Raw genomic sequence first — 26,149 nt, 5'->3', positions numbered from 1 at the left:
TTCCGCGGGGGTCGGACGGGGCGGCCGTACCCTGGACGGGACGCGAGCGGGCCGCCCGGCACCGCCGCCGGAAGGAAGGGCGGGGCCCATGAGCGGGACGGGCGGGAGCGAACGCTGGAAGGAGCGCGGTGTCATGCTGCGCGTCTTCGTCTACGTCTTCGCCACCCACCTCTTCGCGGGCTTCGTCTGGATCCTCTTCTACGTCGGCGAGCACGCGAAGAAGTAGCCGGGCGCCCCCTCCACGCTACGGCCGGAACGGCGCCCGCAGCGCGTGCCGGACCGCCCCGCGAACGCCCCCGCGAACGCCGTCGGCCGAACCCGCGCGAGCGGATTCGGCCGACGAACCGTGACAGTGACAGCGCTTCCGCGCCTTTTTCGTCTTTGTGCTTTTGTGCCTTTGTACGTACGGCTACTTCGCCGCGGCCCACTCGCCGCTCGCGGCGATCTCCTTCAGCTGCCGCAGGGTCAGCGCGGGCGTCTCCCGGGTGGCCTTCGTCCGCTGGGAGCCGGAGTTGAACGCGGACACCACGACCCGCAGGCCGTTCGGGCGGATGGTGTCGGCGGTCCACATCACCACGCCCTCGCCGCCCTTCTCGCCCGGACCCTGGCGCGTGACGACCTTCGTCCCGTCCGGCAGCACCTCGGCCCCGGCCCCGAACAGCTCCCCCTCCACGTCCGACATGCCCGACTGCGCATTGATCTGCACCATGCTCGCGCCCTTGCCGTCGTTCACGACGACGTACGCGAACCCGTCGTCGCCGCGCTCGGCGGTCACCTTCGCGGACGCGGGCAGCAGCGCCTTCAGCTTCTTCAGGATCGCCCGGCCGTCCTGCCCCGGGGCCGGCGGCTGCCGGGGCGGTTCCGGCGTCGCCCGGCCCAGCGCGCTCATCACGGGTCGCCACGCGTCGGAAGTGACGAGCGCCTTCAACTGACTGCCCGTGAGCGGGGGTTCGGGCCGGGTGGTGGCGGCGCCCTTCTCCGCGGGCGCGTTCCACTCGCCGGCGTCGACCGCGTAACCGTCGGACGTCACGAGGTAGGCGCTCCACCACTTGGTGTCCACGCGCTTGTCGGGGTACTCGTACCCGCGCAGCACGGTCAGGCGCGAACCGTCGGCCAGCGTCTCCGTCCGGCAGGAGTCGTAGGGCGTGTAGACCTTGTCCGGGCACGCGAGCCGCTGCTCCGCCTCCATGCCGCCCGGGTCCACGGTGCCCACACTCACCGCGATCGCGGCCGCGCCCCCGCCGTCGTCGAGGACGAGGCGTGCGCCGGGCCCGCCCCTGTCTGCCGTGCCGCTCCCCGCCCGCTCGCTGACCTTCCCCTTCGGCAGCAGCCCCTCCAGCGTCGCGATCACCTGCTGCTCCGAGAGCTGCGGCCCCTTGCCCGGCGACGACATCGCCGCGGGAACGGTCTCCTGCGACCTCGGCCCCGAGGCCACGCCGTACCCCGGTCCGCCGCCGAGCGCCCCGGTCGCGTACGACGCCCCGAAGCCCACCAGCGCGAGCGCCGCCACACTGCCGGTCACCGCCGACACCCGCCTGCGCCGCTGCCTCCGCCGGCCGAGCGTGACGCCCCCGTCCACCAGCGGGCGCCCCTCCACCGCGAAGCCCTCCCCGGTGCGGCGCAGCGCGTCACCGAGACCGCCCGCGAAGGCGTCCAGGTCCTCCTGCGTTCCGGACATGCCGAATCACCACCCTTTCTCGTCATCGTCGGTCGAGCGGCTCAGAGCGCCGCGAGCTCTTTCACGCTGTCGCCCAGCTGCGCCCTCAACCGGGCGAGCGCGCGGCTGCTGCGGGTGCGTACCGCCGCGGAGCTGACGTTGAGGACATCCGCGGTCTCCGCGACGGACCGGTCCTCCCAGTACCGCAGCACGACCACCGCCCGGTCCTTCGGCGGCAGCTTCCGCAGCGCGTCCAGAAGTGTGAGCCGCAGCGGGGCGTCACCCTGCGCGGCCGTCTCCGGCGCCTCGGGAAGCTCGTCGCTCGGCCGCTCGCCCGACGAACGCCGCCGCTGGTGCGCCAGAAAGACCCGTACGAGCACCGTCTGTGCGTACGCCGCCGGGTTGCCGAGCTTCGACGGCTTCCCCCACACCACGTACATCCGCCCCAGCGTCTCCTGCACCAGATCCTCGGCGAGATGGGTATCGCCGCTGGTCAGCAAGCACGCCGAACGGAAGAGATGCCCCATGCGGGCCGCCGCGAACTCCCGGAAGGCGGTCTCGTGGGACCGTCTCATCCGCCACTCTCCCCTTGTCTCCGTCGCCTACACCCTTTAGATGCGGCGGCAGCGGCGAGATGTTTCATTCGGCGTCCACGCTACGGCCGAGGGTGCGCGCTTCGCTCTCGAAGCCGATGTAAGCCGTGTACTCCTCGGGTGCCGAGTAGAGATGCAGAAGGGCGACCAGGGTCCGCTTCTGTGGTCGGGCCCGCGCCTTCTCGATGCGACAGAGGGTCGCTTCGTTGATGCCGGTCGCTCCGACGGGGCGCGATGCGGGCCGGGAAAGGCCGGGTGGGCGGAACTCGGGCGCGTTAAGCTCGGAGCATGAGCTTCGTACCGTGCCGTGGCTGGTGGCGCTCCTTCTAGGAGCGGCCGCCTAGCCTTCGCACGGAAACAGGGCCGTTCGTTCACGGACGGCCCTTTTCGCTGCCCTCATGGGGGCCGTCCTCCGCACCGCCGCCAACGCGGCCGGGACCACAGGGAGAGACCCGCCATGAGCACCGCGACCGTACCGTCCGAGCGGCAGCGCACCGCCGAGCTGGAGGAGCGCATCCGGCAGGCCCCGGAGGGGTTCCGGGTGATGACCGGGGACCGGCCGACCGGGCCGCTCCACCTGGGGCACTACTTCGGCACCCTCCACAACCGGGTCCGGCTCCAGGACGCCGGGGTGGACGTCTTCGTGATCGTCGCGGACTACCAGGTGCTCACCGACCGGGACGTCGCCGACCGGCTCACCGAGAACATGGAGGGGCTGCTGCTGGACCACCTCGCCGCCGGGATCGACCCCGCGCGGGCGACGGTCTTCAACCACAGCGCCGTCCCCGAGCTCAACCAGCTCATGCTGCCGTTCCTGAGCCTGGTCTCCGTCGCCGAGCTGAACCGCAACCCCACCGTCAAGGACGAGATCGCGCACTCCCGGCAGTCCTCCGTCAGCGGGCTGATGTTCACCTACCCTGTGCACCAGGCCGCCGACATCCTGTTCTGCAAGGGCAACCTGGTACCGGTCGGCCAGGACCAGCTCCCGCACCTCGAAGTCACCCGGACCGTCGCCCGCCGCTTCAACGAGCGGTACGGGCAGGTCTTCCCGGAGCCGGACGCGCTGCTCTCCGCCGCGCCGCTGCTCCTGGGCACCGACGGCACCAAGATGAGCAAGAGCCGGGGCAACTCCATCGCGCTGCGCGCCGACGCCGACGAGACCGCCCGGCTGATCAAGGGTGCCCGGACCGACGGCGAGCGGCACATCACCTACGACCCCGAGAACCGGCCCGGGGTGTCCTCCCTCGTCCTGCTGGCCGCCCTCTGCCTGGACCGGGACCCGCACGCGGTGGCCGAGGAGATCGGCGGGGGCGGAGCGGCGGCGCTCAAGCGGACCGTGACCGAGGCCGTCAACGCCCGGATGGCGCCGATCCGGGCCCGGCGCGCCGCGTACGCCCGCGACCTCGGGTACGTACGGTCGGTGCTCCGGGCCGGGAACGAGCGGGCCCGGGAGATCGCCTCAAAGACCCTGGCCGAGGTGCGCGGGGCGATGGGCGGGCTGGTCTGAGGGCCGGGTCAGCGGGCGTCCGGCGTCGGCCAGGCACCCCGGGCGGCGGTGTCCAGGACGAGCGCCGCGATGTTCCAGGCGTCGTCCGCGCCGCTGTGGTGGCGGCCCTCCAGCGGGAGGCCCGCCACCTCCAGGGCCCGGGCCATCCCGGGGCGCTTGCGCAGGCCGTGGGCGGCGGTGAACGGGATCTTGGCGTTGGTGTGGTGGCGGCCGAAGGGGTACGGGGTGCCGGTCGCCCGGCACTGGCGGACGAACTGGTTGCGGTCGTAGTCGCCCCAGCTGGCCCAGGGGCGGATCCCCGCGCGGTGCTCGGCCGCCAGCAGCCGGCAGGCCTCGGCGAAGGAGACCCCGGTGTCCACCTCGGCCTGGGTGAGGCCGGTCAGTCCGGTGCAGAAGGCGCTGACCGAGGAGCGGGCGGGCCGGACCAGGATGCGGTGGCGGGCGACCCTTCCTGGAAAGGCCCTTCCCTGGGCGGCCTTCCCCCGGGCGGCCCAGCCCCGGGTGCGCGGCCCCTCGTCGTCGGGGCCGGTCTCCGCGGCCGCGCGCAGGTCGACGACGGTGAGCCCGATCTCGATGATCTCGCTGACCGCGCCGGGCGGCGGCTGGCCGTCCCAGCAGGTCGCCTCGATGTCGATCACGTTGAGGAGTTCGGGGGTCGGGTCCATGGCCGCAGGGTAGGCGGCGGGCGGCGCGCCCGGCATCCGGGTTTCCGGTGACCGGGCGGCGCCCCGGTCACCGCCTCGGGGCCCCGCTCCGGCTGCGGCGCAGGAGTTCGGCCAGGCCCCGGCGGGTCGCGGCGATCACCACCCGGTCCTCGGCGCGCAGGACGTACCCGGGGTGCAGGTCCCAGAGCAGGCCGGACGGCTGGTCCGGGGAGGCCGGGTCGGGGAAGGACAGGTCCGGGCGGCGGCTGCCGGGCGGGTTGGCGTCCAGGGCGAGGACCCGCCAGGCACCCGCCCGGAACGCCTCCTCCACCGTGCGGCCCTCCAGCTGCGGATGGCCCGCCACGGTGATCGCCGCGAACAGCATCACCTTCCGCTCGACCGGGATCGCGCCCAGGATCTGGCGCCCCATCATGGCGACCGCGAAGGACGGCGCGGCCAGGTGCGAGACGGATCGGGACCGGGTCACGGCGTGCGGGTGGGCGGTGCGCAGGGTGCGGTAGACGGCGGTGGCGAACTCGTCGTCGTACAGCCGCAGCGCCACCCGCAGGTCCTGCTTGACCGAGCGGGCGTAGAGCGTCGCCTCCAGATTGGTGGTGTCGATGCTGGTCAGCGCGAGCAGGGCCCGGGCGCGCTGGATCTTCGCCGCCTCCAGGACGCCCTCCTGCGTGACGTCCCCGATGACCACCGGTACGTGCAGCCGCCGGGCCACCGGGATGCCGCGCGCGTCCGGGTCGTCCTCCACGCACACCACCGGGACGCCCAGTTCGCGCAGCCGGACCAGCACCCGGGTGCCGATCTTGCCGAGCCCGAGCAGCACCACATGGCCGGAGAGGCCGCGCGGCGGGCGGCGCAGCGAGGACGCGGTGCGCATCGAGCCGAACGCCTCCAGGACCCCCGCCACCAGCAGCGGCAGCAGCATCAGCCCGGCCACACCGGACAGGAGCTGGATGACCTGGCGGGCCGTCGGGTCGCCGATCGCCGGGTCGCCCATCGCGAACAGGTCGAGCAGGGTGAGGTACGCCGCGTGCACCGGGGAGTCGCCGGTGGTCAGCGTGGACGCGACGGCCAGGCCCAGCACGGCCAGCCCGACGCCCAGCGCCGACCAGCGCAGCCGCCGCGAGAAGACCTGGCTGAGCGGCGCGCCCCGGCCGCCCATCCGGGGCGTCGGTCCGCTCGGCCCGGCCTGGCTGATCGCCTCCAGGACGACCGTGCCGCGCCCGGTGGCCGCCGCCACCTGACGCTCGTCGGGCAGCAGCCGGGGCCCCTCGTCGCCGCTGCTGTCGGAGCCCTCGGCCCCGGCCGGGTCGTGGGTGGTGGAGGAGAGGAGGGCAAGGGTGCACAGGCCGGGATCGGCGATCTGGCCGCCGCCGGGCGGGGTGCGTTCGGCGGCGCGCAGCAGCAGGCCCTCCGCCTGGATGACCTTGCTGGAGCCGGTGAGGACGGTCGCCGCGAGGGCGGGGGCGGCGGTGTCGGCGTCGGAGAGCACGGTGGTGGAGGCGTCCAGGGCGGCCCGGTCCAGGCCGGGCGCGGTGACGGCGGCGGCCTGGTCGAGCAGGGTCTCCAGATGCTGGCCCAGCTTGCGGTTGTAGAGCCGGATGACCAGGCGGATCCGCGGGTTCATGCGGCGGGCGGTCAGCGCGGCCCGGATGTTGCGCTCGTCGTCGTCGTAGACCAGGGCCAGCGCGGTGGCCGTCTCCACGCCCGCCTCCTCGAACGCCTCGTCGGACGGCTCGGCGGCCTCCAGGATGCGGACCGCGTCGACCCCGGCGTTGGTGTCGTCGCCGAGCCGGGACGCGCCGCTCTGCGAGTCCGTGTCGTCCGGGTCGACGCCGCCCCGGCGGGCGCCGTTGCCGCCGTTGCGGTTCATCGCCGAGGAGACCCGCCCCAACAGCGAGCCCAGGCCCCGCCCGGCCAGGGGCAGTTCGGGGCGGCGGGCGTCGCGGCCGGGCGGCAGGACGAGGGCGACCCGCTCGCCGTACACGTAACGCAGCTCGACGGCGAGCCGCCGGGCCAGCGCGTCGTCGCCGCAGACGACCATGTGGCCGCTGAACGGGGAGCGTTGGGGCTGTGGGGGAAGTGAGGGCACGAGTCCCAGCATGCCTTTCTCCTTCGCTCCATGGGGAGTTGGCGGGTGGAAAGGTGTTACTCCAGTGGCGGGGCCGCGTGGCGGGCCGTCGGGTTGGCCAGGGTGTGGCGGGGGTCGGTGACCCGGACGATCGCCGTCTCGACCGCCGCGATCCGGTCCGCGAGCAGCCCGAGCGCGGCGACGGCACGGGCCATCGGGTCGCCGTCCGGGCCGCCCAGGGCCTGTGTGCGGACGTAGGAGGCGGTGATCGCGGACCAGCGCTCGGACTGTTCCGGGGTGAGCCGGCCGCGCAGCGCGGCCAGCTTGAGCAGGTTGGACTCGGCGCCGCTGGTCAGCGTCTGGGCCTCGCCCGCGTAGTGGTCGTCGACGACGGCGGACAGCTCCTCCTCGTTCATCACCGGCACGATCCGCTCCGCGATCTTGTTCATGTCGCGGTACGAGCCCTGGAGCCGGAACGGCGGCTCGGTGCGGGTCTGGTCGGTCTGCGCCGCCGAGGCGATGTACGCGGAGTTCACGGCCAGCACCGTCTCCCGGGCGGTCAGCAGATGGCGCAGCACCGCCGTGATCCGGTCCGTCTCGGCGGGCGTGTACGGGTGCTCCAGCCGGTCCGGGCGCGCCGAGGGGTCGCCGGAGGCGATCCGTACGAACAGGGCGAGGTCCTCGCGGGAGCGCCCGGCGAGCGGGGCCAGCGCCGGGTTGGCGGTCAGGGCGTTCTCCACGAAGCTCAGCGCGAAGACGTCCTCCCGGCCGGTCAGCACCTCGCCCAGGTTCCAGACGTCGGCCCGGTTGGCGAGCATGTCGGGGATGCGGAACCGCTCGCCGGACTCGGTGTACGGGTTGCCCGCCATGCACACCGCGAACCGCTTGCCCCGCAGGTCGTGGCTGCGCGGTTCGCCGTCCCGGACGCCCTCGATGCGGCGGGTGGCGTCGCAGAGCGGGATGAACTTCTGGAGCAGCTCCGGCGAGGTGTGCTGGATGTCGTCGAGGTAGAGGAGCGTGTTGTTGCCGGACTCCAGCGCGAAGTTGATCTTCTCGATCTCCTGGCGGGCGGTCGCGGTGCGGGCCTGGGCCGGATCGAGCGAGGTCACGTCGTGGCCCAGGTTGGGGCCGCTGATCTTGACGAGGACCAGGCCGAGCCGGTCGGCGACGTACTCCATCAGCGTCGTCTTGCCGTAGCCGGGCGGCGACACCAGCAGGAGCAGGCCCTGGGAGTCGGTGCGCCGGTCGGCGTCGGCGGTGCCGATCTGCTTGGCCAGGCTGTCGCCGATCAGCGGCAGGTAGACCTCGTCGAGCAGCCGGTTGCGGACGAACGCCGACATGACGCGCGGCCGGTGGTCGTCCAGCCGCAGCCGGGCCCGCTCGGCGTCGACCAGGGCGGTGCGGCGGCGCTGGTAGGCGCGGAAGCCGGGGACGGTCACGGCGCGGAACTCGGCGGTGCGGGCGAGGAGTTCGTCGATCCGGACGGTCAGGGCGGCGCGTTCGATCCGGGGGTGGGTGCCGAGCAGGCCGTCGATCCGGGCGGTCAGCGGGGCGTCGTGGTCGTAGCGGTCGAGGACCCCGGCCGGGCAGAGCTCCACGGCGACGGCCTCCGCGAGGTCGCCCGCGTCGAGCCCGGCACCGCTCGCGGCGGCGTACGCGCCGAGCCAGCCCTCCACGAGCTGGCGGCGGGCCGGCAGGTCGTCGCCGAGCGCGGCGAGGTCGTCGTCGTAGGCCGACGTGCCGGTGGTGCGGCGGAACTTGTCGAGGAAGGTGCGGACGGGGGCGCTGGTGACGAAGCCCTCCGGGCCGCTGGTCAGCTCCTCGAAGAGGTACCCGGCGACGGCCTCCGGATCCGCGCCCGGCACCCCCGCGTCCGCGCCGCCGATCTCCGCCGCCCATTCCTCCCGCAGCGCGTCCACCGCCGTGTCGAGCCCGAAGGTCTCCCGGGCGCGGGCCAGCGAGCGGGCCCGCCGGGTCCACGAGACGCGGCGCGCCCCGTCGGTCCCGTACGCCCAGAAGAGCTGGGCCGCCGCCCGCACGGTGGGCGGGCAGCGCAGCAGTCCGGCCCCGGAGTGCAGCCGCAGCAGGGCGGTGAGGATCGCGGTGGCGTCCTCGTCGTGGACGCCCCGCTGGTACCCCTCGTCGTACGCGGCGGCCGCCGCCTCCCGGACGAGGGCGGCGAGCCCGGCCGGGTCCAGGGCGGCCAGGGTGTGCGCGCCGTGTTCGTCGAGCAGCCGGGCCGCCAGGTGCTCGCCCCGGTAGACCCGGGGGGACTCCGACGGCAGGGTCTGCTCCCAGTACGGGCGGGTCGCCTCGAACTCCGGGTCGGTGACCGGGGAGCGGTAGTCGGTGCCGGTGAGCGCGAAGGCGAGCCGGTCCCCGTGCGGGACGAGCGTCAGGTCGAAGGGCTGGGTGTTCACCGCGAACCGGTGCCGGCCCAGCCGGATCGTGGCGCCGCCGTCCGCGTACAGCTCACCCCGGTCGCGCAGCGCCCGGCCCGCCTCCTGACGGGCGGCGACCAGCCGGCCGTCCAGCTCCTCGGCCCGCACCGGGTCGCCCAGTTCGCGCAGCTCGTCGGCGGTGCGGCGGACCTTGGCGACCATCGGGTCGGAGGCGAAGTAGGTGTGGATCGCGTCGGTGTCGTCCAGCGCGGCCAGCCGCCGGGAGACGGTCTCCAGGACCCGGGCCGCCGACTGGGCCAGCCGCTCGGCGCGCCGGGCGCGGGCGTCCTGGAGGGTCTGCTTGCGGGCCGAGAACGCCTCGTACACCTCGGTGCGGCGCCCGGCCAGCTCGGCCAGGAAGTCGTCGAACTCGGCGAACCGCGACTCCAGGTTCTCCAGCTGGAGCAGCAGCCGGGACAGCTGCTCGTCGCAGGCGTCCGGGGTGTCGGCGGCGGCGATCGCCCCGGTGACGGCCTGCCCGAGCAGCGCGAACTCGGCGGCGAACTCGGCCCGGCCCTCGTGGTCGAGGAGTTCGCGGCGGCGCGCGTCGAGGGTGGCGCGGGCCCGGTTGACCCCGCCGAGGACCTCCGCGATCCGCTCCAGGATGCCGGTGCGGACGGTGGTGTCGCCGATGTCGAGCCCGGCGACGACGTCCGTGACGGTGCTCAGCCCGTCCGTCATGGCGCCCAGCCGCTCGCCGAGCTCCGCCGCGTCGGCGACGGTGGCGAGGGCGGCCGCCTCGGCGGTGAGCCGGTCGACGTCCTGGTGGTAGGAGGCGAAGGCGTCGTCCCGGCCGAGGAAGGCGACGGCGCGCTGGGCGGCCGATTCGAGGTCGGCGGCGGCCTGGGCGGACAGTTCCGCGATGCGGTCGGTGTCGGCGTACCGCATCTCGGCGAGGGTGGAGAGATGGCCGTGGGCGCGGCGCAGCGCGGTGAGCTGGTCCACCCAGGCGGAGGCCGAGCGGGGGGCCTCGCCGCGGATGCGGCGGACCAGGGCGGTGAGGTCGTCGGCGGCGGTGTCGAGCGCCTCGGCGGCCTGCCGGGTCAGCTCCCGTACCGTCTCGAACTCGACGACGACCTGCTCGGCGGTGGCCTTCAGCTCGGCCAACGGCTCTGCCAGGGCGTCGAGTTCGGGGTCGGTGAGCCAGTGGTACCGGTCGGTGGCGCGGGTGCAGTCGGCGACCAGCCGGGCGTACACGGCGGCGGTCGGTGTCGTCTCGGCGGCGCTGTGCGCGAGGGCCAGGCAGTCGGAGATGCCGCGCACCAGATCGGCGTTGCCGACCCGGGCGAGCGGGCCGGTCCCGGCGGGGCGGGAGGCCGCATGGGTGTCGGAGACGTACGGGGTGCGCCAGCGCTGCACGGGGTGGACCCGGGCCGGTTCGTCGCCGGTGCGCAGCAGGACGAGGGTGCCGTCGTCGAGCAGGGCGTGGCCCCGGCCCTGGAGCGGGGTGGCGACCTCCTGCCGGATCAGGTTGTACGGCAGGAGCAGGGCGCGTCCGTCGTCGGGGGAGCGGAAGACGTAGAGGACGTCCTCGCCGTTGGGGGAGCGCACGGTGCCCTCGAAGACCGGGTCGGTGAGCGGCTCGGCGATGTCGAAGGTCTTGGCGGTGCCGGTGGTGAGGTAGTAGCCGCCGGGGAAGATGATCCCCTGGTCCTCGGGGAGGCGGTGGCAGGCCGGTCCGATGCCGTCCAGCCGCCGCACGGTGGAGAGCAGCGAGTTGAAGACCAGGTACCGCCAGGCGTCCTCGTTGTACGGGCGGACCCGGAGCAGGACCAGCGGCCCGATCGTGGCGTGCTCGACCTCGGCGTCGGCGAGCGACTGGAGGGGTTCGGCGACCGGCTCGCGGTAGATGCCCTCGGCGGTGTCGGTGTCGTTGACCGTCTTGACGGTGAGGTGGCCGCCGAGGGTGTCGACGAAGAGCGGGGCGTCGTCGGGGGTGTCGCCGCCGACCGCGATGTGCGGGTGGCGGCCCAGGACGTGGGCCTCGCGGCCCGCGGCGGTCCAGGTGAAGTCGTGCGAGGGCGGGAAGACGTGGTCGCGGTCGCCGCGCGCGTCGAGGAAGGCCCCCGGAGCGCCGTCCGGGCCGAGCGCCCAGCGCAGTACCCGCACCCCGTCCGCGTTCTCCCCGGTGCGGAAGACGGCGAGCAGCCTGCCCTCGACCCGGCGCAGCCGCAGCAGCCGGGCGTCGCGGTAGTAGCGGTGCAGGGAGGCGAACTCGCGGACGAAGTCGGCGTCGGCGAGGGGGCCTTCGGTGTCGGGCGCGTCCAGCTCCGCCCCGTACCGGGCGAAGACCTCGGCGACCTCGGCCGGGTCGGCGGCCCCCGGTCCGCGTTCGAAGCCGAACAGCAGCCGCCCGCCGGCCGCCACCAGGTCGCGGGCGACGGCGGGGTGGGCGGTGCGGAGCTGCTCGGTGCCGGTGAGGCGGAGCTCGGTGGAGCCGAACTCCTCGGTGCGGCGGGCGTTCAGCTTCTCGGCCCGGCGGGCCAGTTCGGCGGCCCGGTCGCCGAGCCGGCGGCGCAGTACGTCGTACGTACCCGCGTCCACGGGGCCGCCGGTGGGCGCTGCGGTCGTGGTGTCGGTGTCCATACGTACGGCTCTTTCTGCGAGGTAAGTCTGTACCGAAAAGTGGCGGTGTGTCACGTCCCGGTACCGGGCCCGTCCGGCGGTGGACGGGCCCGGTACCCGCGGATCAGACGGCCGGGGCCGATCCGTTCCGCGCCGCGGGGACGGGGACCGGGGCGGCGGCCGGGGCGCCGGTGAGCGCGGAGACCGGCAGGTCGGCGAGGCCGGCTTCCCGGGCGGCGGTCAGCAGCTGCTCGACCTGCCCGGCGCTGACCCCGGCGCCCGGCGCCTTCATCATCCGCATCAGCAGCGCGGAGACCGTCAGGTTGCGCACATCGCCGGTGGAGACCGAACCGAGCATCCGGGTCAGGTCCTCGGTGAACGACGAGGAGCCGTCCAGCCACGGCCCGGCGAGGGCCTTCGCGGTGTCCGAGTTCGCCATGAACCCGTCGAAGCTCTTGCCCATCGAGACCGCGGAGACCAGCCGGTCGAAGAAGACCGACTCCCCGCCGACGATGTCGATGTCGGCGTTCTCCAGGCCGGTGGCCAGCACCGTCGCCTGCGCCTCGGCCACCTGCCGCTGCACGTCGAGCCCGGCCAGCCGGATCTCCTTCTCCGCGGCGAGCCGCAGCCGGTACTCCTCGTGACCGCGCGAGGCGTCGTCCAGCGCCGCCATCGCGGCCGCCTTCTCGGTGAGCCCGGCCGCCTCGGCCTTCAGCTTCTCGCCGATCATCGCCGCGTCGGCGGTGGCCTGTGCCTGGGTGCCCTCGGCCTCGGCGAGCGCCTTGAGCCTGGCCCCCTCCGCCTCGGCCTTGAGCCGGGCGGACGTGGCCTCGGCCTCGGCGAGACCCTGCTTCTCGATGACGTCGGCCTGCGCGTCGCGCACCTGCACCTCGGCGAGACCGGGGGCGGCGGACTCGGCCTGGATGCCCTCGGCGAGGCGCAGCTTGGCCTGCGCGTCCAGGTCCGCGGTCTTCAGCCGGGCCTCGGCGAGCGTCAGCTGCTCGGCGGCCAGGTGGGTGGCGGCGGCCTCGGCGGCCTCGGCCGCCTTGATGTCCTTGACCAGCTTCTCCTGGGCCTCCGCCTCGGCGGCGATGATGACCGAGCGGCGGGTGCGCTCGGACTCCTCGACGGCCCGCAGCGTCTTGATGGACTCCTCCTGCTCGGCGACCGTGCGGTCGACCGCGATCCGCTCCCGGATCACGTCGGCGACCTCGCGGCGCTCGGCCTCGACCTCCTTGGTCGCGGCGATCCGGTCCAGCTCGGTCTGGCGCTCGCGCCCGATGACCTCGATCAGCCGGTCCTTCTCGATCCGCTCGTTCTCCACGGCGATGACCCGCTCGCGGTTCTTCTGCGCGACCGCGATCTCCCGGGCCTGGTTCTCCCGCTGGATGCCGAGCTGCTCCTCGGTGCGGATGAACGCGGCCTGGGCGCCGAGCCGCTCCTCCTCCTGGACCTTGGCGGTGGCGGCCTCCTCACGGGCCCGCAGCGTCTCGACCTCGCGGCGCTGCTTGATCTCGGCCTCGGCCTGCCGGCGCTCCAGCTCCAGGATGGTCTCCCGGGCGTCGACGTCCTGCCGGGTGATCTCCTTCTGCTCGGTGCGCTGGAACTCGTTGGTGCGGACGTGCTCGATCGCGGTCAGCTCGGTGATCTTGCGGATGCCCTGGGCGTCCAGGATGTTGGCGCCGTCGAGCTGCGTCAGCGGCGTCTGCTCCAGGAAGTCGATCGCCGCGTCGTCGAGGTGGTAGCCGTTCAGGTCGGTGCCGATGACCCGGATGATCCGGTCCCGGAACTCCTCGCGCTTGGTGTACAGGTCGACGAAGTCGAGCTGCTTGCCGACCGTCTTGAGCGCCTCGGCGAACTTCGCGCCGAAGAACTCCTGGATCGCCGCCTCGTTGCTGGCCCGGCCCGTACCGATGGACTGGGCGACCTTGATGACGTCCTCGACGGTCTTGTTGACCCGGACGAAGAACGTGATGTGGATGTCGGCGCGGATGTTGTCCTGGCAGATCAGCCCCTCGCGCCCGGTGCGCCGGATCTCGATGGTCTTCACCGAGATGTCCATGGTCTCGGCCTTGTGCAGCACCGGCAGGACGATGGCACCGGTGAAGGTGACGTCGACCTTCTTGGTCTTGGAGATGATCAGCGCCTTGCCCTGTTCGACCTTGCGGAAGAGCCGGGTGATGACGAGCAGCAGCGCTACGGCGATGAGCAGGACGACGGCGACGAGCACACCGAAGCCCAGGGTGATGGCATCCATGACAGTCCTTGACGGCTGGTGAAGAAGAAACTGGTGAGGGGCGCGACGGCCCCCGGCGGCGACGGCAGCGGCCTGCTGCCCGTGCGGCGGTGACGGCGGTGGCGGTGCGGCGAGCGTCGTCGGCCCGGACCGGTCCGGTGCGCGCGGTGGCGCGGACGGTCAGCCGGTGCGGCGCTTCGCCCCGCGTGGTCGGGCCGGTGACGGCGGACCCGGGTCCAGCGCCTTGTCGTAGGGCGAGATCCAGAAGAACTCGCCGGCCTCGTCGTACGCGTACAGCAGTCCGGCGCTGCCCGACGTCAGGGCCGCGGGATCCGCCGGGGCGAGCAGCCTGACCTGGACGATCGCGGTGGAGCCGTCGTCCGCGGTGACCTCGGCCTGCCCGAAGTCGGCACCGACCGTGCCGGTGCGTACGGTGCAGACCCGCCCCAGGAAGTCCTGGCGCGACGGTGGGGGCTCGTCCGGGAAGCGGCTGCGGAAGAGGCGCACCAGCACCCGCAGGACGATCAGCCCGATCAGCAGCGCCCCGACGAGCACCCCGCCGGCCAGCCCGGCCCGGGTGAGGCCCGAGACGGTGGAGCGGTGCAGCAGGACGGTGCCGCTGAGCGCGGCGAACCAGCCGACGACCGTGATCACGGAGACCGAGACGGTGACCGGCACCCCGCCGGCCCCGGCCAGGTCGGTGTCGAGGTCGCCGTCGAAGGAATGGTGGTCGGCCGCGCCGATCAGGACCAGGAGCCAGAAGAAGACGACGACGGCGAGTGCGGCGCCGAACAGGACGGCAGGAAAGGAAGTTGCCGCGTTCAGGAACTCTCGCATCTCTCCGCCCCCTCTGTGGCCGACTGGGGCGGCGCAGACCCGGCTGCTGCGGCGCGGCCTGAAACAGCGCCGCAGCAGCCGGATCTCCCCCCGTTTCCCCCGTGTTTTCCCCCGTTGGTGCTGACGGCATCGTGTCATGGGGGCGGAAGAGAAACACTGCCGGAACCCGGCAATGTTCACCCCGCCTTGATGCCGGGTACCGGCACCGGCGAATATGCGGGGGACAGGCGTGTCATCACCACGTCACAAGTGTGTCCATATCCCGTCAGGGTTGGAGGAGAGTGCGTGCCGGAGCCGGAGATCCCTGATGGAGTCCTGGGTGACTATGCCCGCATCCTGGCCGATGTGGCGGCCACCGGCCGCCGGCTGACGCGGGACGAGTTGGAGGACCGTCGGCTGCTGGGCAAGAGCGCGGCCGAGGACGGTTTCCAGCTCCGCGCCCTGGTCTCCCGTCACCTGGTGGAGACGCGCGCCGTCTGGCCGCTCGGCCCCGGCGCGGACGCCGCGTCCACGGACTCGGTGCTGGCGGCGGTCGAGCAGGCGGTGGACGCCTTCGCGGAGGGGTTCGAGCGGGCCCAGCGGATGACGGTGCGCCGCGAGGAGGCGGCCCGCCGCGAGTTCATCGACGACCTGCTGTACGGGCGGAGCGACCTGGGGCGGCTCGCCGAGCGGGCCACCCGGTTCGGGCTGCGGCTCTCGCGCGCCCACGCCGTCGCGGTGGCGACCGGGCCGGAGGCGTACACGGAGACCGACTCGGTGCCGCGCACGGTCGAGACGGCGATGCTCACCCGGTTCAGCGGCCGCAAGATCCTGCTGACGACGAAGGACGGGCGGCTGGTCTGCATCGCGCCGGGCAGCCAGCCCGATGTGCTGCGGTTCTTCGCCAAGCAGTCGCACGCGGCGACGGACGGCGGCCGGGTCGCGGTGGGCCGCCCGCACCACGGCCCCGGCGGGGTGGTCCACTCCTACGACGAGGCGCTGGAGGCGCTGGACCTCGCGGAGCGGATGGACCTGGACGACCCGGTGCTCTACGCGGCGGACCTGCTGGTCTACCCCGTGCTGACCCGCGACCGGCAGGCGATGGCGGACCTGGTCCGCAGCGAGCTGGGCCCGCTCCAGCAGGCCCGGGGCGGCGCCGAACCGCTGCTGAGGACGCTCAACGTCTACTTCGAGGCGGGCTGTGTGGCCGCCGAGACGGCCCGCCGGCTCTCGCTGAGCGTGCGGGCGCTGACGTACCGGCTGGAGCGCATCCACCAGTTGACCGGCTCCGACCCGTCCGACCCGATGCACCGCTACACCCTGCAGACGGCGGTCATCGGCGCCCGGCTGCTGGACTGGCCCGCCAACGAGCTCTGACCCGCACCCCGGCGGAACGGGAAGCGGAAGAAGCGGCGCGGGAAGCGGAACGAGAAGTGGCCGGGGACGCGCAGGGGGGAGTCGCGCGCCCCCGGCCTGCCGGGCACCGCCGATGGTCAGTCGGCCGTGCTGTGTCCGGCGATCCGGGGCCGGAGCGGCGAAGACCGCTCCGGCGGACGGAGGACGAGGGAGTAGTCCCAGGGACTACAGGTCGAACTCGTGCGGCGGGAGGTCCAGCGCGAAGCACGCCTCGCGCACGACGGCCTGCTCCGTCTTGTCGAAGTCGCCGTCGGCGCCGCCGATGACGATGCCGATCTGGATGACGGCGCGGGCCTCGGCCGGCTTCTTCTTCGCCTTGCCGATCTCCTGGAGGATGCTGACCTTGCCGAAGGCGAAGTCGGCGGTGAGCTTGTTGACGTACTCGTTGAAGCGGCGCTGGAGGTCGTCGGCCGGGAAGTTCTGCAGAACCTCGTTGCTCGCGATCAGAGCGGCGACGCGCTGGCGCTCGGAGGGGTCGACGGAGCCGTCGGCCGCGGCGACAAGGGCACACATGGCCATGCTCGCGTCACGGAACGCCCCGCTCTTCAGGTCGTTCTTCTTGGCTTCCAGCTGCGACTGCATCGACGAAGCGGATTCCTTGATCCGGTCCCACAGTGCCATGTCGTCTCCATACGTTGCGTTGCGGCTCGCCTTGCGGCGCGGTGCCGGACGGGAGTTCAACTCTACAGACGTGTAGAAGTTAGCAGCAGGAGTACCCGCCGCGCTCCCTGACCGGCGGTCAGTAGGATGCTGCGACACCGCGGCGGACGCGGCAGCGCAGAAGGGCGGACCCCCGATGGACTCGGCCAGGCCCGGCCACCCCCAGGACAACGAACCACGATCCGGCCGAGTGCCCGGCACCCCGCACCGGCTTCCCGGCGAGGCGTGTCCGCCCCCCGCGGAGGCCAGGCCGCCCCGGCGCGGCCAGGGCGAACTGGAGGCCCAGGTCCTCGCCGTACTGCGGTCCGCGAGCGGCCCCGCGACGGCCGGTTGGGTCCAGGAACGCCTGGACGGCGACCTCGCCTACACCACCGTCATCACGATCCTCTCCCGTCTCCACGTGAAGAAGGCCGTGACCCGCACCCGCGAGGGCCGCTCCTACACCTGGACGTCCGCCGCCGACGAGGCCGGGCTCGCGGCCCTGCGGATGCGCCGGGTGCTGGACGGCGAGCGGGACCGGGGAGCCGTCCTCGCCCGTTTCGTCTCGGCCCTCTCGCCCGGCGACGAGGAACGCCTGCGCGCCCTGCTCGCCGACGCCTCCGCCCCGGACGACCCGCCCGGACCCCAGGAGGCCGACGCCCCGGGGTCCGGGCCCCGGGACCCCGGCCCCCGCGAGACGGAAGGCCAGTAGCCCGCCGATGGGTGTCTTCGTCTGGCTGCCGCTGATCCTGCCGTTGACCGCGCTGCCGATCGCGCGTCTGGCCGAACAGCATCTGCACCCGCGCATCGCGACCCGGCTCCTGGCCGTCGTCGGCGCGCTGCTCGCCCTGTGCAGCACGCTCTGCCTGGGCCTGCTGATGGTGGTCGGCACCGCCCAACTGCCCGGCAACCCGCTCCCGGACAGCTGGGCGGACCCGGAGGTGCGGGAGGCGGTGCCGTACGACGAGAAGGCGGGCATCGTCGCGATCGGGGCGCTGGCCGCGGTGCTGGCGGCCTGCGGGCGGACGGTGCTGCGCCATGTGCGGCTGCGGGTACGGGCGAACCGGGCGCTGGCCGCCGCGCCCTCGGTCGTCGAGGACGGGGTCGCGGTGCTCCCGGACCCGGAGCCGTACGCCTACGCGCTGCCGGGCGCTCCGGGCCGGGTCGTCGTCTCGACCGCGATGGCCGACTGCCTGGACGCCGGGGAGCGGCGCGCCCTGATCGCCCACGAGCGGGCCCACCTCGCGGCCCGGCACCACCGCTATCTGCTGGCCGTCCACCTCGCGGCCCGCGCCAACCCGTTCCTGCGGCCGCTGCGCACCGCGGTCTCGTACAGCACCGAGCGGTGGGCGGACGAGGAGGCCGCCCGCGCGGTCGGCGACCGGCGGGTGGTGGCGATCGCGGTGGGCAAGGCGGCGCTGTACACGCACCGGGGGCCGGACGTCTCCGCCGGGTTCGCCGCCTTCGCGGCCCCGGCGGGCCCGGTGCCGCGGCGGGTCGAGGCGCTGCTCGCCCCGGTGGAGCCGGTGCGGCTGTGGCCGCCGTCCTCCGCCCATGTCGCCCTCGCCGCGCTGGTCGCGACGGTGGGTACGGCGGCCTCGGCGCTCTCCTCGCTGAGCGCGGCGGTGACGCTGGTGGGCATCCTGCACGCGGCGACCCCGCTCTGAACCGTACGGGAGCGGACGGTTCGCGGCGGGGTCGCGGGGGTGGTGCGAGGGTGCTGCGGGTGCGTCAGGGCTGGTCGGCGGCGGGCGCGAACTCCTGCTGCGCGGCGACGGGTTCGGTGCGTGCGTCCTCGCGCTTCGTACCGGCTCCGGCTCCGGCACCGGCCGGGGTGGCGGCGCCGGCGGAACCCCCGGCGTCCGTTCCCTTACCGGCGCGCCAGGCGCCGATCCGGGCCGCGACCGGCTGGGTCCAGCGGGCGGTGAGCGGGCCGACGATGACCAGGATGAGGACGTAGGCGGTGGCGATGGGCCCGATCCGGGGCTCGGTGGCCACCGCGAGACCGGCGATCACGATGGAGAACTCACCGCGCGCGACGAGTGTGCCGCCGGCCCGCCAGCGGCCGCGCGAGCCGATCCCGGCCCGCCGGGCGGCGTACCAGCCGGTGGCTATCTTGGTGAAGACGGTGGTGATCGCGAGCAGCGCGGCGGGGATCAGCACCGGCGGGATCTCGGCCGGGTTGGTGGAGAGCCCGAAGAAGACGAAGAAGACGGCGGCGAACAGGTCCCGGAGCGGCGTCAGCAGCTTGCGGGCGCCCTCGGCGACCTCCCCGGAGAGCGCGATGCCGACCAGGAAGGCGCCGACGGCGGCGGACACCTTCAGCTCCTGCGCGACCCCGGCGACCAGCACGGTCAGCCCGAGGACCACCAGCAGCAGCATCTCCGGGTTGTCGGAGGAGACGGCCCGGCTGATCAGCCGGCCGTGCCGCAGCGCCAGGTAGAGCACCAGCCCGACCGTGCCGAGCGCGATGAGCAGCGCGACGCTGCCGCCGGCGAGGCCGACGCCCGCCACCATCGCGGTGAGCAGCGGCAGGTAGACGGCCATCGAGAGGTCCTCGATGACGAGGACGCCGAGGATGACGGGCGTCTCCCGGTTGCCGAGCCGTCCGAGGTCGGTGAGCACCTTGGCGATGACCCCGGACGACGAGATCCAGGTGACCCCGGCCAGGGCGACCGCCCCCACCGGACCCCAGCCGAGCAGCAGCGCCGCCACGGCTCCCGGGGTCGCGTTGAGTACGAAGTCCACGGCCCCGGAGGGGTACTGGGTCTTGAGGCTGGTGACCAGTTCCGACGCGCTGTACTCCAGTCCGAGCAGGAGGAGCAGCAGGATGACGCCGATCTCGGCGCCTACGGCGGTGAATTCCTCACTGGCCCCCAGCGGCAGGAGCCCGCCCTGTCCGAAGGCGAGTCCGGCCAGCAGGTAGAGCGGGATCGGGGAGAGGCCGATGCGGCCGGCGAACCTCCCGATCAGTCCGAGCCCCAGAATGACGGAGCCCAGCTCCACCAGCAGTGCGGTCGTGTCGTGCACGGTCAGCCCTCCGCGATGATCTCGGAGAGCGTGTCCACGCCCTCACGTGTTCCTACGACGACAAGCGTGTCCCCGATGGCCAGCCGGAAGTCCGGCCCGGGGGACGGGTGCGCGCTGTGGGTCCTCAGCACGGCGACGATCGACGCCCCCGTCCTGGTGCGCGCCTTGGTGTCCCCGAGCAGCCGCCCGCCGTACGGGGAGCGGGTGCCGAGCGGGATGTGCTCGGTGACCAGGTCGATGCCCTCGGTCCGGACGGCGTCGATGGGTGCCGCGTCGATGAGGTGCGCGAGGCCGGTGGCCTCCTGGGGCGTCAGCGGTACCGAGAGTCGGCACGAATCAGGGTCGTCCTGGTCGTAGAAGCCGATGAACCGGCGCCCGTCGTGGTGGACGACGACGGAGATGTGCTGGCCCGACTCGGTCGTGTAGTCGTACTGCACACCGACTCCGGGCAGCGTGGTGCGGTGGGTTCCCATGGCTTCCTCCCGAGAGGGTGTGCGCCGACTCCGACGCACTTGGTGATCTCTTTATCCGGTCATTACCTTATCCGGAGGGTTCCACCGGCCTTGGGGCGTGGACCGCACGGACCGGTGTACGGGGGGTTGCGCGGGGGTGCGGGACGGCCCGGAGCGGGCTCCCGCTCGGTACGGGCCGGAGCGGGCTCCCGCGCCCTTCCGGGCCGTCGCCCCGCTGGATACGCTGCCGGGATGTCCGCCCCGGAAGGCTTTCGCCGAGAGTCCGCCCGCGTCCTTCTGACCGACGAGCGGGACCGTCTGCTCCTGCTGAGGTTCCGGACCGACCTGGACGACCCCGGGAGCGGTCACGGATGGTGCGCCCCGGGCGGTGGCGTCGAGGACGGGGAGAGCCCGGCGGAGGCGGCGTCCCGCGAACTCCGGGAGGAGACCGGGCTGTCGATCGGGCCGGAGGCGCTGGGCGCGATGGTCGCGGAGACCTCCGGGTACGCGGATCTCGGATGGGCCGAGGGGGTCTTCCGGGACATGTTCTTCCACACCCGGGTCACGGGCGGCCGCATCGACGATTCCGGGCTGGCGGACGACGAACGCAGGTACCACGCCGGTTACCGCTGGTGGACGCTCGCGGAGCTGGCGGCCACCGAGGAGACGGTGTATCCCTTCGGCCTGGCCGGACTGGTGGCCGGACTCGTGGCCGGGCGGGTCCCGGAAACCCCGGCCCGGCTGCCCTGGCACCACTGACACCGGGCGGCACGACCCCTACCCTCGGGCGGTATGGAGTGGATATCGCCGGTCAGCACGGCGCTCGGTGCGGTGATCGGGATCGGCTCCACGCTGGTCACCGACCGGCTCAGATGGCGCAGGGAGCGGGCCGGGCAGAGCCTCGACGTCCGGCGGCAGCTCTACGCCGAGTACACCGCCGCGCTCTCCCGGACGCGGACGGCGCTCGACGAGTGCGCGCGGGAGGAGGGCCACGGGGAGGAGCGCCGGCAGCGGGTGCGTGAGGTGTTCCTGGCGCCCGGGGCCTACGAGATCCGTCACCAGCTCGCCATCGTCGCGCCGCGGGAGATCGTGGACGCGGCCCGCTCAGCGTTCCTGGTCCTGCGGGACACCCGGGACCTGTTGGTGGCGGGGGCGGCGGACGCGGACGGTCCGGTCGCCGGCAGCCCCGCCTACCGTGGGCTGGAGGACCGGCTCGACCGGGCGCTGGCGGAGCTCCGGGCGGTGATGCGCCAGGACCTCGGCGCCGTCGATTCGATCACCCGGCGCTGAGGCGGCGGCGCGGGGGAACGCCCGGCCCGGGACCGCCCCGGGTCAGCGGACCGGGAAGCCGTAGAGGTAGCCCTGCTCCCGGAGCCAGGGGAGGACCTCGCGGAGGGCGGTGAGGGTCTGGGAGCGGTCGCCGCCGGCGTCGTGGAAGAGGACCGTCGGGCCGTTGGCTATCTCGCGCTTGACGGTGGCGACCATGACGTCCGCGCCGGGGCGCTCGAAGTCCTTGGTGTCGACGTTCCAGCCGAGCGGACGCATACCGTGCGAGGCGGCGAGCTGGCGGCTGAACGGGGTGAAGGCGCCGCCCGGGGCGCGGTAGTACTGCGGGCGGACACCGCCGGACGCCTTGGTGATCATGCGCTCGGCGTCCAGGATCTGCTGCGACTGGTACGCCTCGGACTTGCGGTCCATCGAGGTGTCGTGCGAGACGGTGTGGTTGCAGAGCCGGTGGCCTTCCGCCACGACCCGCTTGACCAGGTCCGGGTAGGCCTGCGCCTGCGTGCCGACCATGCAGAACGTGGCCTTCACGTCGTTCTCCTTGAGCAACTGGAGAACCTGCGGGGTCCAGTTGGGGTCCGGGCCGTCGTCGATGGTGATGTTGACGCCCTTGGCCCCCTTGTCGGAGGCGTGCGCGATGTCCACCGCGACCTTGGCGGCCTTGCCCTCGTCATGGGCCGGCGAGGAGACGCTCGCCTCCGGCTTGCTCGCACCGGCGGGGTCGGCCTGCGCGGTCCACACCGAGGCGCCGGCGGCCAGCGCCGTCACTCCGAGGGCGGCCCCGAAAAGTCGGCCGTGCCATCCCCGTCCCTTGTGCTTCGCCATGCCGCCCCGCCCCTTTTGATTTCGTCTCCGCCGTGCTGCCCTGCATCAATGAAGCCATACGAACGCCCGTACGGGCCCCGCTGTTACCGATCGCGGACGATTCCGCAGGGGATCGGCGACAGTCGGAGCCCGTACCGGACCTCGGAACCGGAGAATCCGCTACTTCACCTGCGGTTTCGCCGGCTGCTTCAGGAGTCGCTTCGCGCGTTGCTCCACGCGTTACTTCACGTCGACGAAGTCACCGGCGGCGCTGACGGCCGGGGTGGTGGACGTGCCGGCGAAGCTGTAGCGCCAGTAGCCGTCGACCGAGGCCTTGGCCGTGGTCTTCAGCGTGCCGGTGCTGCTGGTCTTGATGGTCTTGACGGTGGTGTAGGTGCTGCTGTTCTTCTTGCGGAACTGGAGCTTCACCGGCTGGCCCGCGTAGCCGTGGTACTTGTTGTCCTCCCAGTTGGCCCGGGAGAGCTTGCCGGTGATGGTGAGGGTCTTGCCCTTCTTCACCGGCTCGGGCGCGGCGTTGACCGTCAGCTTCGAGTAGCGCTGCACCTTGAACCGGGCGGCCGCGTCCCGGTGGATGTAGTTGAGGTCGTTGGCGGAGACCAGGACGCCGAGGTCCCAGGTGGCCGCCGCCTTGTTGTTGACGAAGCCGGTCGACGCCGTCGGATCGAACGTCAGCGTGCCGGAGCACGTCGACGTGGTGGCGTTCGCCTTGACGCAGGTGATCTCGTCGTCCCAGATCTGCGCGTAGTTCGGGTTGGGGCCGAAGGCGCTGAAGTACGTGGTCTTCGCGATGCCCGAGTTGTCGGACGCGGTCACCGAGACCTTGAAGGACACCTTGTTGGTGGTCCCGACCACGACCGGCTTGCCGCCGTTGACGACGACCTTGTCGATCCTGATGTCGCCCGAGCCGCCGTCCGCGGCCTGGGCGGCGGTGGTGCCGATGCCGGTGGCGGCCAGCGCGAGACCGGCGCCGATCAGGGCGACCCGCCCGGCTCCGCCGATGTTCCCGGCTCTGTTCGTGTGACGCATGGAACCCCCCTGTGAAGTTCTTGATCGACCACCGGGAGCCTACGGCGTTGGCCAAGACTTTTCCCTGCGCTTATTGAACGGTGGTCTTCTCCGTCCGCTCCTTCTCCTCCGTGGCGCGGAAGAAGGCGAGCATGGCCGCGTTGACCAGGTCGGGGTGGTCGATCTGGGGGCCGTGGCCGGTCCCGGCGATGATCTCGGCGCGGGCCCCGGGGATCAGCCGGGGCACCCGCTCCAGCTGGCGCCGGGGGTGGACCAGCAGGCTGCGACGGCCCATGACCAGGTAGAACGGCGTACGGATGGTGGAGAGCTGAGCGTCGGTCAGCGGAAGGGGCGCGGGCCGCCGGATCCGGAACGCCCGTACGCCGGCCCGGACCATCGCCCGCAGCTCGGGCACCACGAGCACCGGCTGTTCCAGCCAGGCGGCCAGCCGGGGGCGCAGCGCCTTCGGGGCGAAGGTGGCGAAGAGGCTGGCGAAGATCCAGACGAAGAAGCGCAGCCCCACCTTCTCCAGCCCGCCCGGGTCCAGCGGGGTCACCGAGGCGAGCCGGCCGGGTCGGAGGTGGGCCTGGTTGATGACGAGCCAGCCACCGTAGGAGGAGCCGACGAGGTGGACCCGGTCCAGGCCCAGCGCCTCCAGGGCCTCGTCCATCCACTGGGCGGCGTGCTCGGGCTGCCACATGGGCGCGCGGTGCACGCTGCGGCCGGGGTCGCCGGGGGTGTCGAGGGCGTAGACGGGCCGTTCGGCGGCGAGCGCCCGGGTGTTGGGGTACCACATGGCGGAGCAGCCGCCCGAGCCGTGGATCAGGACGACCGGGGTGCGGGAGGCGGCGGCCGGGTCGTCGGGGCCGTACCGGTACACGTGCGTGGTGCCGAAGCTGGTCTCGACGTCGGTCTCGGCGCGGGCCGGGGCGCCCAGCGCGTACAGGGCGTCGCAGGCGGCGAAGTAGCGGTCGCGCAGCTTCTCGTTGACGTAGCGGCCGATGTCGCGGCGGGCTCGGTCGGTGGTCTCGGGCACAGCGCACCTCCGGTGAGGCTGGTCGGGACGTCACCGGGAAGGGGAATCGACCCCTCCCGGTAGTGATACGACCGTACCATTATGTTGGTACGGCGGTACCATGAAGAGGTCCGGGCAGCGGCCGGGCGCGCGGTGCGAGCGATGAGGTGGAGGCCGGGGAGCATGCCGAAGCGCGTGGACCACGAGGAGCGGCGGGCCCTGATCGCCGAGGCGCTCGTCCGGGTCGCCGGGCGGCGCGGGCTGCACGCGGTCGGCATGCGCGACGTCGCGGCCGAGGCGGGGGTGTCGCTGCGGCTGGTGCAGTACTACTTCGGCACCAAGGAGAAGCTGCTGCTCTACGGGCTGCGCCACCTCACCGACCGGTTCTCCGCCCGGGTCGGCGAGCGGCTGCGGGCCCAGGGACTCGGCCCGGGTCCGCGCGCGACGGCCGAGGCGCTGCTGCTGACCTCGCTCCCGACCGATCCGGAGAGCCGCACCTTCCATCTGCTCTACACCTCGTACGCGGTGCTGTCGGTGACCGACGAGGCGCTGGCCGCCCAGCCGTTCACCGACCGGCCGGACGCCGCCGAGGACGTCCTGGCCGGGCTGATCCGGCAGGCGCAGGACGCCGGGGCGGCCGACCCGGGCGCGGACGCGCGTACGGAGGCGGTCGGCCTGCTCGCGATGGCGGCGGGGATGGGGACCAGCGTCCTGGTCGGCCAGCGCACCGCGGAGTCGGCCGCCTCCGTCCTCCGCCACCACCTGGACCGCGTCTTCACGGCTCCGGAGGACGGGGCGCGGGAGGCCGGGTGACGGCGTGCGGCGGGGCGTGCCCTCTCCGTCCGTGTGGCCGTGGCGCCGCCCCTGCCCGCCGTACCCCGTGACGGCGCGGGGCCTACGCGCCGGCCGTCCAAGGCCGGGGGCCCGGCCCCGTCGGGTGGGTGCCCGTGACGCTCATGACCACCGAGTAGAGGCTGGTCTCGGCGGTGAGGAAGAGGCGGTTGCGCTTGGGGCCGCCCCAGGCGATGTTGGCCACCGCCTCGGGCACGTTCAGCCGTCCGATCAGGGTGCCGTCCGGGTCGTAGCAGTGCACCCCGTCGCCCATCGCGGCGGCCCAGAGCCGGCCGTCGGCGTCGAGGCGGAGGTTGTCGAAGCGGGCCGCCGCGCGGGCGCCGGCCTCGGCGAAGACCTCCCCGTCCGTCAGGGTGCCGTCCTCCCGTACGTCGAGGACGCGGATGAGGCCCGCCCCGGTGTCGGAGACGAACAGCCGCCGCTCGTCCGCCGAGAAGACCAGGCCGTTGGGGGCCCGGAAGCCGTCGGCGACCAGGCGCACCTCGCCGGTGACGGGGTCGACGCGGTAGACGTGGTTGCCGCCGATCTCGCTCTCCGCGCGGTGGCCCTCGTAGTCGCTGGTGATGCCGAAGTCCGGGTCGGAGAACCAGATCGAGCCGTCGGACCGCACCGCCGCGTCGTTCGGGCTGTTCAGCCGCCTGCCCCGCCAGTGGGAGGCCAGCACCGTCACCGAGCCGTCGTGCTCGGTGCGGGTCACCCGGCGGTTCCCCTGCTCGCAGGTGACCAGGCGGCCCTCGCGGTCGAGGGTGTTGCCGTTGGTGTGGCCCGCCGCGCGGCGGAAGACGCCCACGGCGCCGGTCTCCTCGTCCCAGCGCAGCATCCGGTCGTTGGGGATGTCGCTCCAGACCACCTGCCGCCAGGCGGGGACGTAGACCGGCCCCTCGGCCCATCGGCAGCCGGTGTACAGGACTTCGAGGGCCGCGTCACCGTACATGCACCGCCCGGTGCGGAACCGGTCGTCGAGGGCCTCGTACAGTGCGGGGCGTTCCTGGGTCATGGCGCTCGTCCCTCTCAGCAGGACCGAATGGTTTCCTGTGCATGACAGAGAATGCAAGATGTCGTATGGCCGTGACAAGAATCTGCCGA

At 73.3% G+C, this 26,149-nt stretch carries 22 protein-coding genes; 8 read left to right on the top strand and 14 right to left on the bottom strand.

Annotation, left to right across the window (positions count from 1 at the left end):
* The first annotated feature begins 88 nt into the window (after nucleotides 1–88).
* Complete coding sequence (locus tag ACF08W_RS17360) at nucleotides 89–226, top strand: DUF6126 family protein (RefSeq protein WP_366288753.1); 138 nt, start codon at nucleotides 89–91, stop codon at nucleotides 224–226.
* Between the two features lie 183 nt (nucleotides 227–409).
* Here ACF08W_RS17360 and ACF08W_RS17355 read toward each other — a convergent pair whose 3' ends face one another.
* Nucleotides 410–1,678, bottom strand: a complete 1,269-nt coding sequence (locus ACF08W_RS17355; RefSeq protein ID WP_392279741.1) for a hypothetical protein — start codon at nucleotides 1,676–1,678, stop codon at nucleotides 410–412.
* Nucleotides 1,679–1,719: 41 nt separating this feature from the next.
* Entirely contained in the window at nucleotides 1,720–2,232 is a 513-nt protein-coding gene (locus ACF08W_RS17350; RefSeq protein ID WP_385203027.1) for a SigE family RNA polymerase sigma factor, read from the bottom strand.
* A gap of 475 nt (nucleotides 2,233–2,707) precedes the next feature.
* Between ACF08W_RS17350 and trpS the strand changes: the two genes are divergently transcribed.
* Nucleotides 2,708–3,757, top strand: a complete 1,050-nt coding sequence (gene trpS, locus ACF08W_RS17345; RefSeq protein WP_385203033.1) for a tryptophan--tRNA ligase — start codon at nucleotides 2,708–2,710, stop codon at nucleotides 3,755–3,757.
* Between the two features lie 8 nt (nucleotides 3,758–3,765).
* Here the strand turns inward: trpS and ACF08W_RS17340 are convergent, their stop codons facing one another.
* The 5 genes from ACF08W_RS17340 to ACF08W_RS17320 all read right to left on the bottom strand — a co-directional run bounded on the left by ACF08W_RS17340 (nucleotide 3,766) and on the right by ACF08W_RS17320 (nucleotide 14,566).
* Entirely contained in the window at nucleotides 3,766–4,422 is a 657-nt protein-coding gene (locus ACF08W_RS17340; protein WP_392279740.1) for an exonuclease domain-containing protein, read from the bottom strand.
* Nucleotides 4,423–4,489: 67 nt separating this feature from the next.
* Nucleotides 4,490–6,520: an NAD-binding protein gene (locus tag ACF08W_RS17335; protein WP_385203039.1), complete on the bottom strand. Its 2,031-nt coding sequence runs from the start codon at nucleotides 6,518–6,520 to the stop codon at nucleotides 4,490–4,492.
* 44 nt (nucleotides 6,521–6,564) lie between these two features.
* Nucleotides 6,565–11,514 carry a DNA repair ATPase gene (locus ACF08W_RS17330; RefSeq protein ID WP_392279739.1) on the bottom strand — a complete coding sequence of 1,650 codons (4,950 nt, stop codon included), beginning with the start codon at nucleotides 11,512–11,514 and terminating at the stop codon, nucleotides 6,565–6,567.
* 103 nt (nucleotides 11,515–11,617) lie between these two features.
* Nucleotides 11,618–13,750 carry a flotillin family protein gene (locus ACF08W_RS17325; RefSeq protein WP_392279738.1) on the bottom strand — a complete coding sequence of 711 codons (2,133 nt, stop codon included), beginning with the start codon at nucleotides 13,748–13,750 and terminating at the stop codon, nucleotides 11,618–11,620.
* A 159-nt stretch (nucleotides 13,751–13,909) separates the two neighbouring features.
* The gene (locus ACF08W_RS17320; protein ID WP_385203048.1) at nucleotides 13,910–14,566 is read right to left on the bottom strand and encodes a hypothetical protein; all 657 of its coding nucleotides are present in this window, start codon (nucleotides 14,564–14,566) and stop codon (nucleotides 13,910–13,912) included.
* A 285-nt stretch (nucleotides 14,567–14,851) separates the two neighbouring features.
* Between ACF08W_RS17320 and ACF08W_RS17315 the strand changes: the two genes are divergently transcribed.
* Nucleotides 14,852–15,922 (top strand): helix-turn-helix domain-containing protein, encoded by a 1,071-nt coding sequence (locus ACF08W_RS17315; protein ID WP_352274176.1) that lies wholly within the window; start codon nucleotides 14,852–14,854, stop codon nucleotides 15,920–15,922.
* Between the two features lie 204 nt (nucleotides 15,923–16,126).
* On the opposite strand, the gene ACF08W_RS17310 is transcribed toward ACF08W_RS17315, so the two are convergent.
* Nucleotides 16,127–16,582, bottom strand: a complete 456-nt coding sequence (locus ACF08W_RS17310; RefSeq protein ID WP_352274177.1) for a TerB family tellurite resistance protein — start codon at nucleotides 16,580–16,582, stop codon at nucleotides 16,127–16,129.
* Between the two features lie 175 nt (nucleotides 16,583–16,757).
* Here ACF08W_RS17310 and ACF08W_RS17305 point away from each other — a divergent pair, with 175 nt between their 5' ends.
* Nucleotides 16,758–17,312: a BlaI/MecI/CopY family transcriptional regulator gene (locus ACF08W_RS17305; protein ID WP_392279737.1), complete on the top strand. Its 555-nt coding sequence runs from the start codon at nucleotides 16,758–16,760 to the stop codon at nucleotides 17,310–17,312.
* 7 nt (nucleotides 17,313–17,319) lie between these two features.
* Nucleotides 17,320–18,267 (top strand): M56 family metallopeptidase, encoded by a 948-nt coding sequence (locus tag ACF08W_RS17300; protein WP_392279736.1) that lies wholly within the window; start codon nucleotides 17,320–17,322, stop codon nucleotides 18,265–18,267.
* Between the two features lie 64 nt (nucleotides 18,268–18,331).
* Here the strand turns inward: ACF08W_RS17300 and ACF08W_RS17295 are convergent, their stop codons facing one another.
* Both ACF08W_RS17295 and ACF08W_RS17290 read right to left on the bottom strand, forming a co-directional pair.
* Nucleotides 18,332–19,630 (bottom strand): cation:proton antiporter, encoded by a 1,299-nt coding sequence (locus tag ACF08W_RS17295; RefSeq protein WP_392279735.1) that lies wholly within the window; start codon nucleotides 19,628–19,630, stop codon nucleotides 18,332–18,334.
* A gap of 2 nt (nucleotides 19,631–19,632) precedes the next feature.
* Nucleotides 19,633–20,103 carry a TrkA C-terminal domain-containing protein gene (locus tag ACF08W_RS17290; RefSeq protein WP_352274180.1) on the bottom strand — a complete coding sequence of 157 codons (471 nt, stop codon included), beginning with the start codon at nucleotides 20,101–20,103 and terminating at the stop codon, nucleotides 19,633–19,635.
* A 231-nt stretch (nucleotides 20,104–20,334) separates the two neighbouring features.
* Between ACF08W_RS17290 and ACF08W_RS17285 the strand changes: the two genes are divergently transcribed.
* Both ACF08W_RS17285 and ACF08W_RS17280 read left to right on the top strand, forming a co-directional pair.
* Nucleotides 20,335–20,841, top strand: coding sequence for an NUDIX hydrolase (locus tag ACF08W_RS17285; protein ID WP_392279734.1), 507 nt, complete (start codon nucleotides 20,335–20,337; stop codon nucleotides 20,839–20,841).
* Between the two features lie 33 nt (nucleotides 20,842–20,874).
* Nucleotides 20,875–21,372 (top strand): hypothetical protein, encoded by a 498-nt coding sequence (locus tag ACF08W_RS17280; protein ID WP_385203066.1) that lies wholly within the window; start codon nucleotides 20,875–20,877, stop codon nucleotides 21,370–21,372.
* A 42-nt stretch (nucleotides 21,373–21,414) separates the two neighbouring features.
* On the opposite strand, the gene ACF08W_RS17275 is transcribed toward ACF08W_RS17280, so the two are convergent.
* From ACF08W_RS17275 to ACF08W_RS17265, 3 genes are all read right to left on the bottom strand, one after another.
* A complete protein-coding gene (locus ACF08W_RS17275; protein WP_385203069.1) occupies nucleotides 21,415–22,191 on the bottom strand; it encodes a polysaccharide deacetylase family protein in 777 nt (258 codons plus the stop codon).
* A 219-nt stretch (nucleotides 22,192–22,410) separates the two neighbouring features.
* Nucleotides 22,411–23,217 (bottom strand): calcium-binding protein, encoded by an 807-nt coding sequence (locus ACF08W_RS17270; RefSeq protein WP_385203072.1) that lies wholly within the window; start codon nucleotides 23,215–23,217, stop codon nucleotides 22,411–22,413.
* A gap of 70 nt (nucleotides 23,218–23,287) precedes the next feature.
* A complete protein-coding gene (locus ACF08W_RS17265) occupies nucleotides 23,288–24,232 on the bottom strand; it encodes an alpha/beta fold hydrolase (RefSeq protein WP_385203074.1) in 945 nt (314 codons plus the stop codon).
* A 162-nt stretch (nucleotides 24,233–24,394) separates the two neighbouring features.
* On the opposite strand from ACF08W_RS17265, the gene ACF08W_RS17260 reads away from it, so the two are divergent.
* Complete coding sequence (locus tag ACF08W_RS17260; protein WP_392279733.1) at nucleotides 24,395–25,024, top strand: TetR/AcrR family transcriptional regulator; 630 nt, start codon at nucleotides 24,395–24,397, stop codon at nucleotides 25,022–25,024.
* 82 nt (nucleotides 25,025–25,106) lie between these two features.
* Here ACF08W_RS17260 and ACF08W_RS17255 read toward each other — a convergent pair whose 3' ends face one another.
* A complete protein-coding gene (locus ACF08W_RS17255; RefSeq protein WP_392279732.1) occupies nucleotides 25,107–26,060 on the bottom strand; it encodes an SMP-30/gluconolactonase/LRE family protein in 954 nt (317 codons plus the stop codon).
* Nucleotides 26,061–26,149: the final 89 nt, after the last annotated feature.

It is taken from the genome of Streptomyces sp. NPDC015144 (assembly GCF_043079735.1).
In the GTDB taxonomy this organism is placed as follows: domain Bacteria; phylum Actinomycetota; class Actinomycetes; order Streptomycetales; family Streptomycetaceae; genus Streptomyces.
Note: the sequence above shows the minus strand (reverse complement) of the source record. Positions and strands in the feature narration are given on the sequence as shown.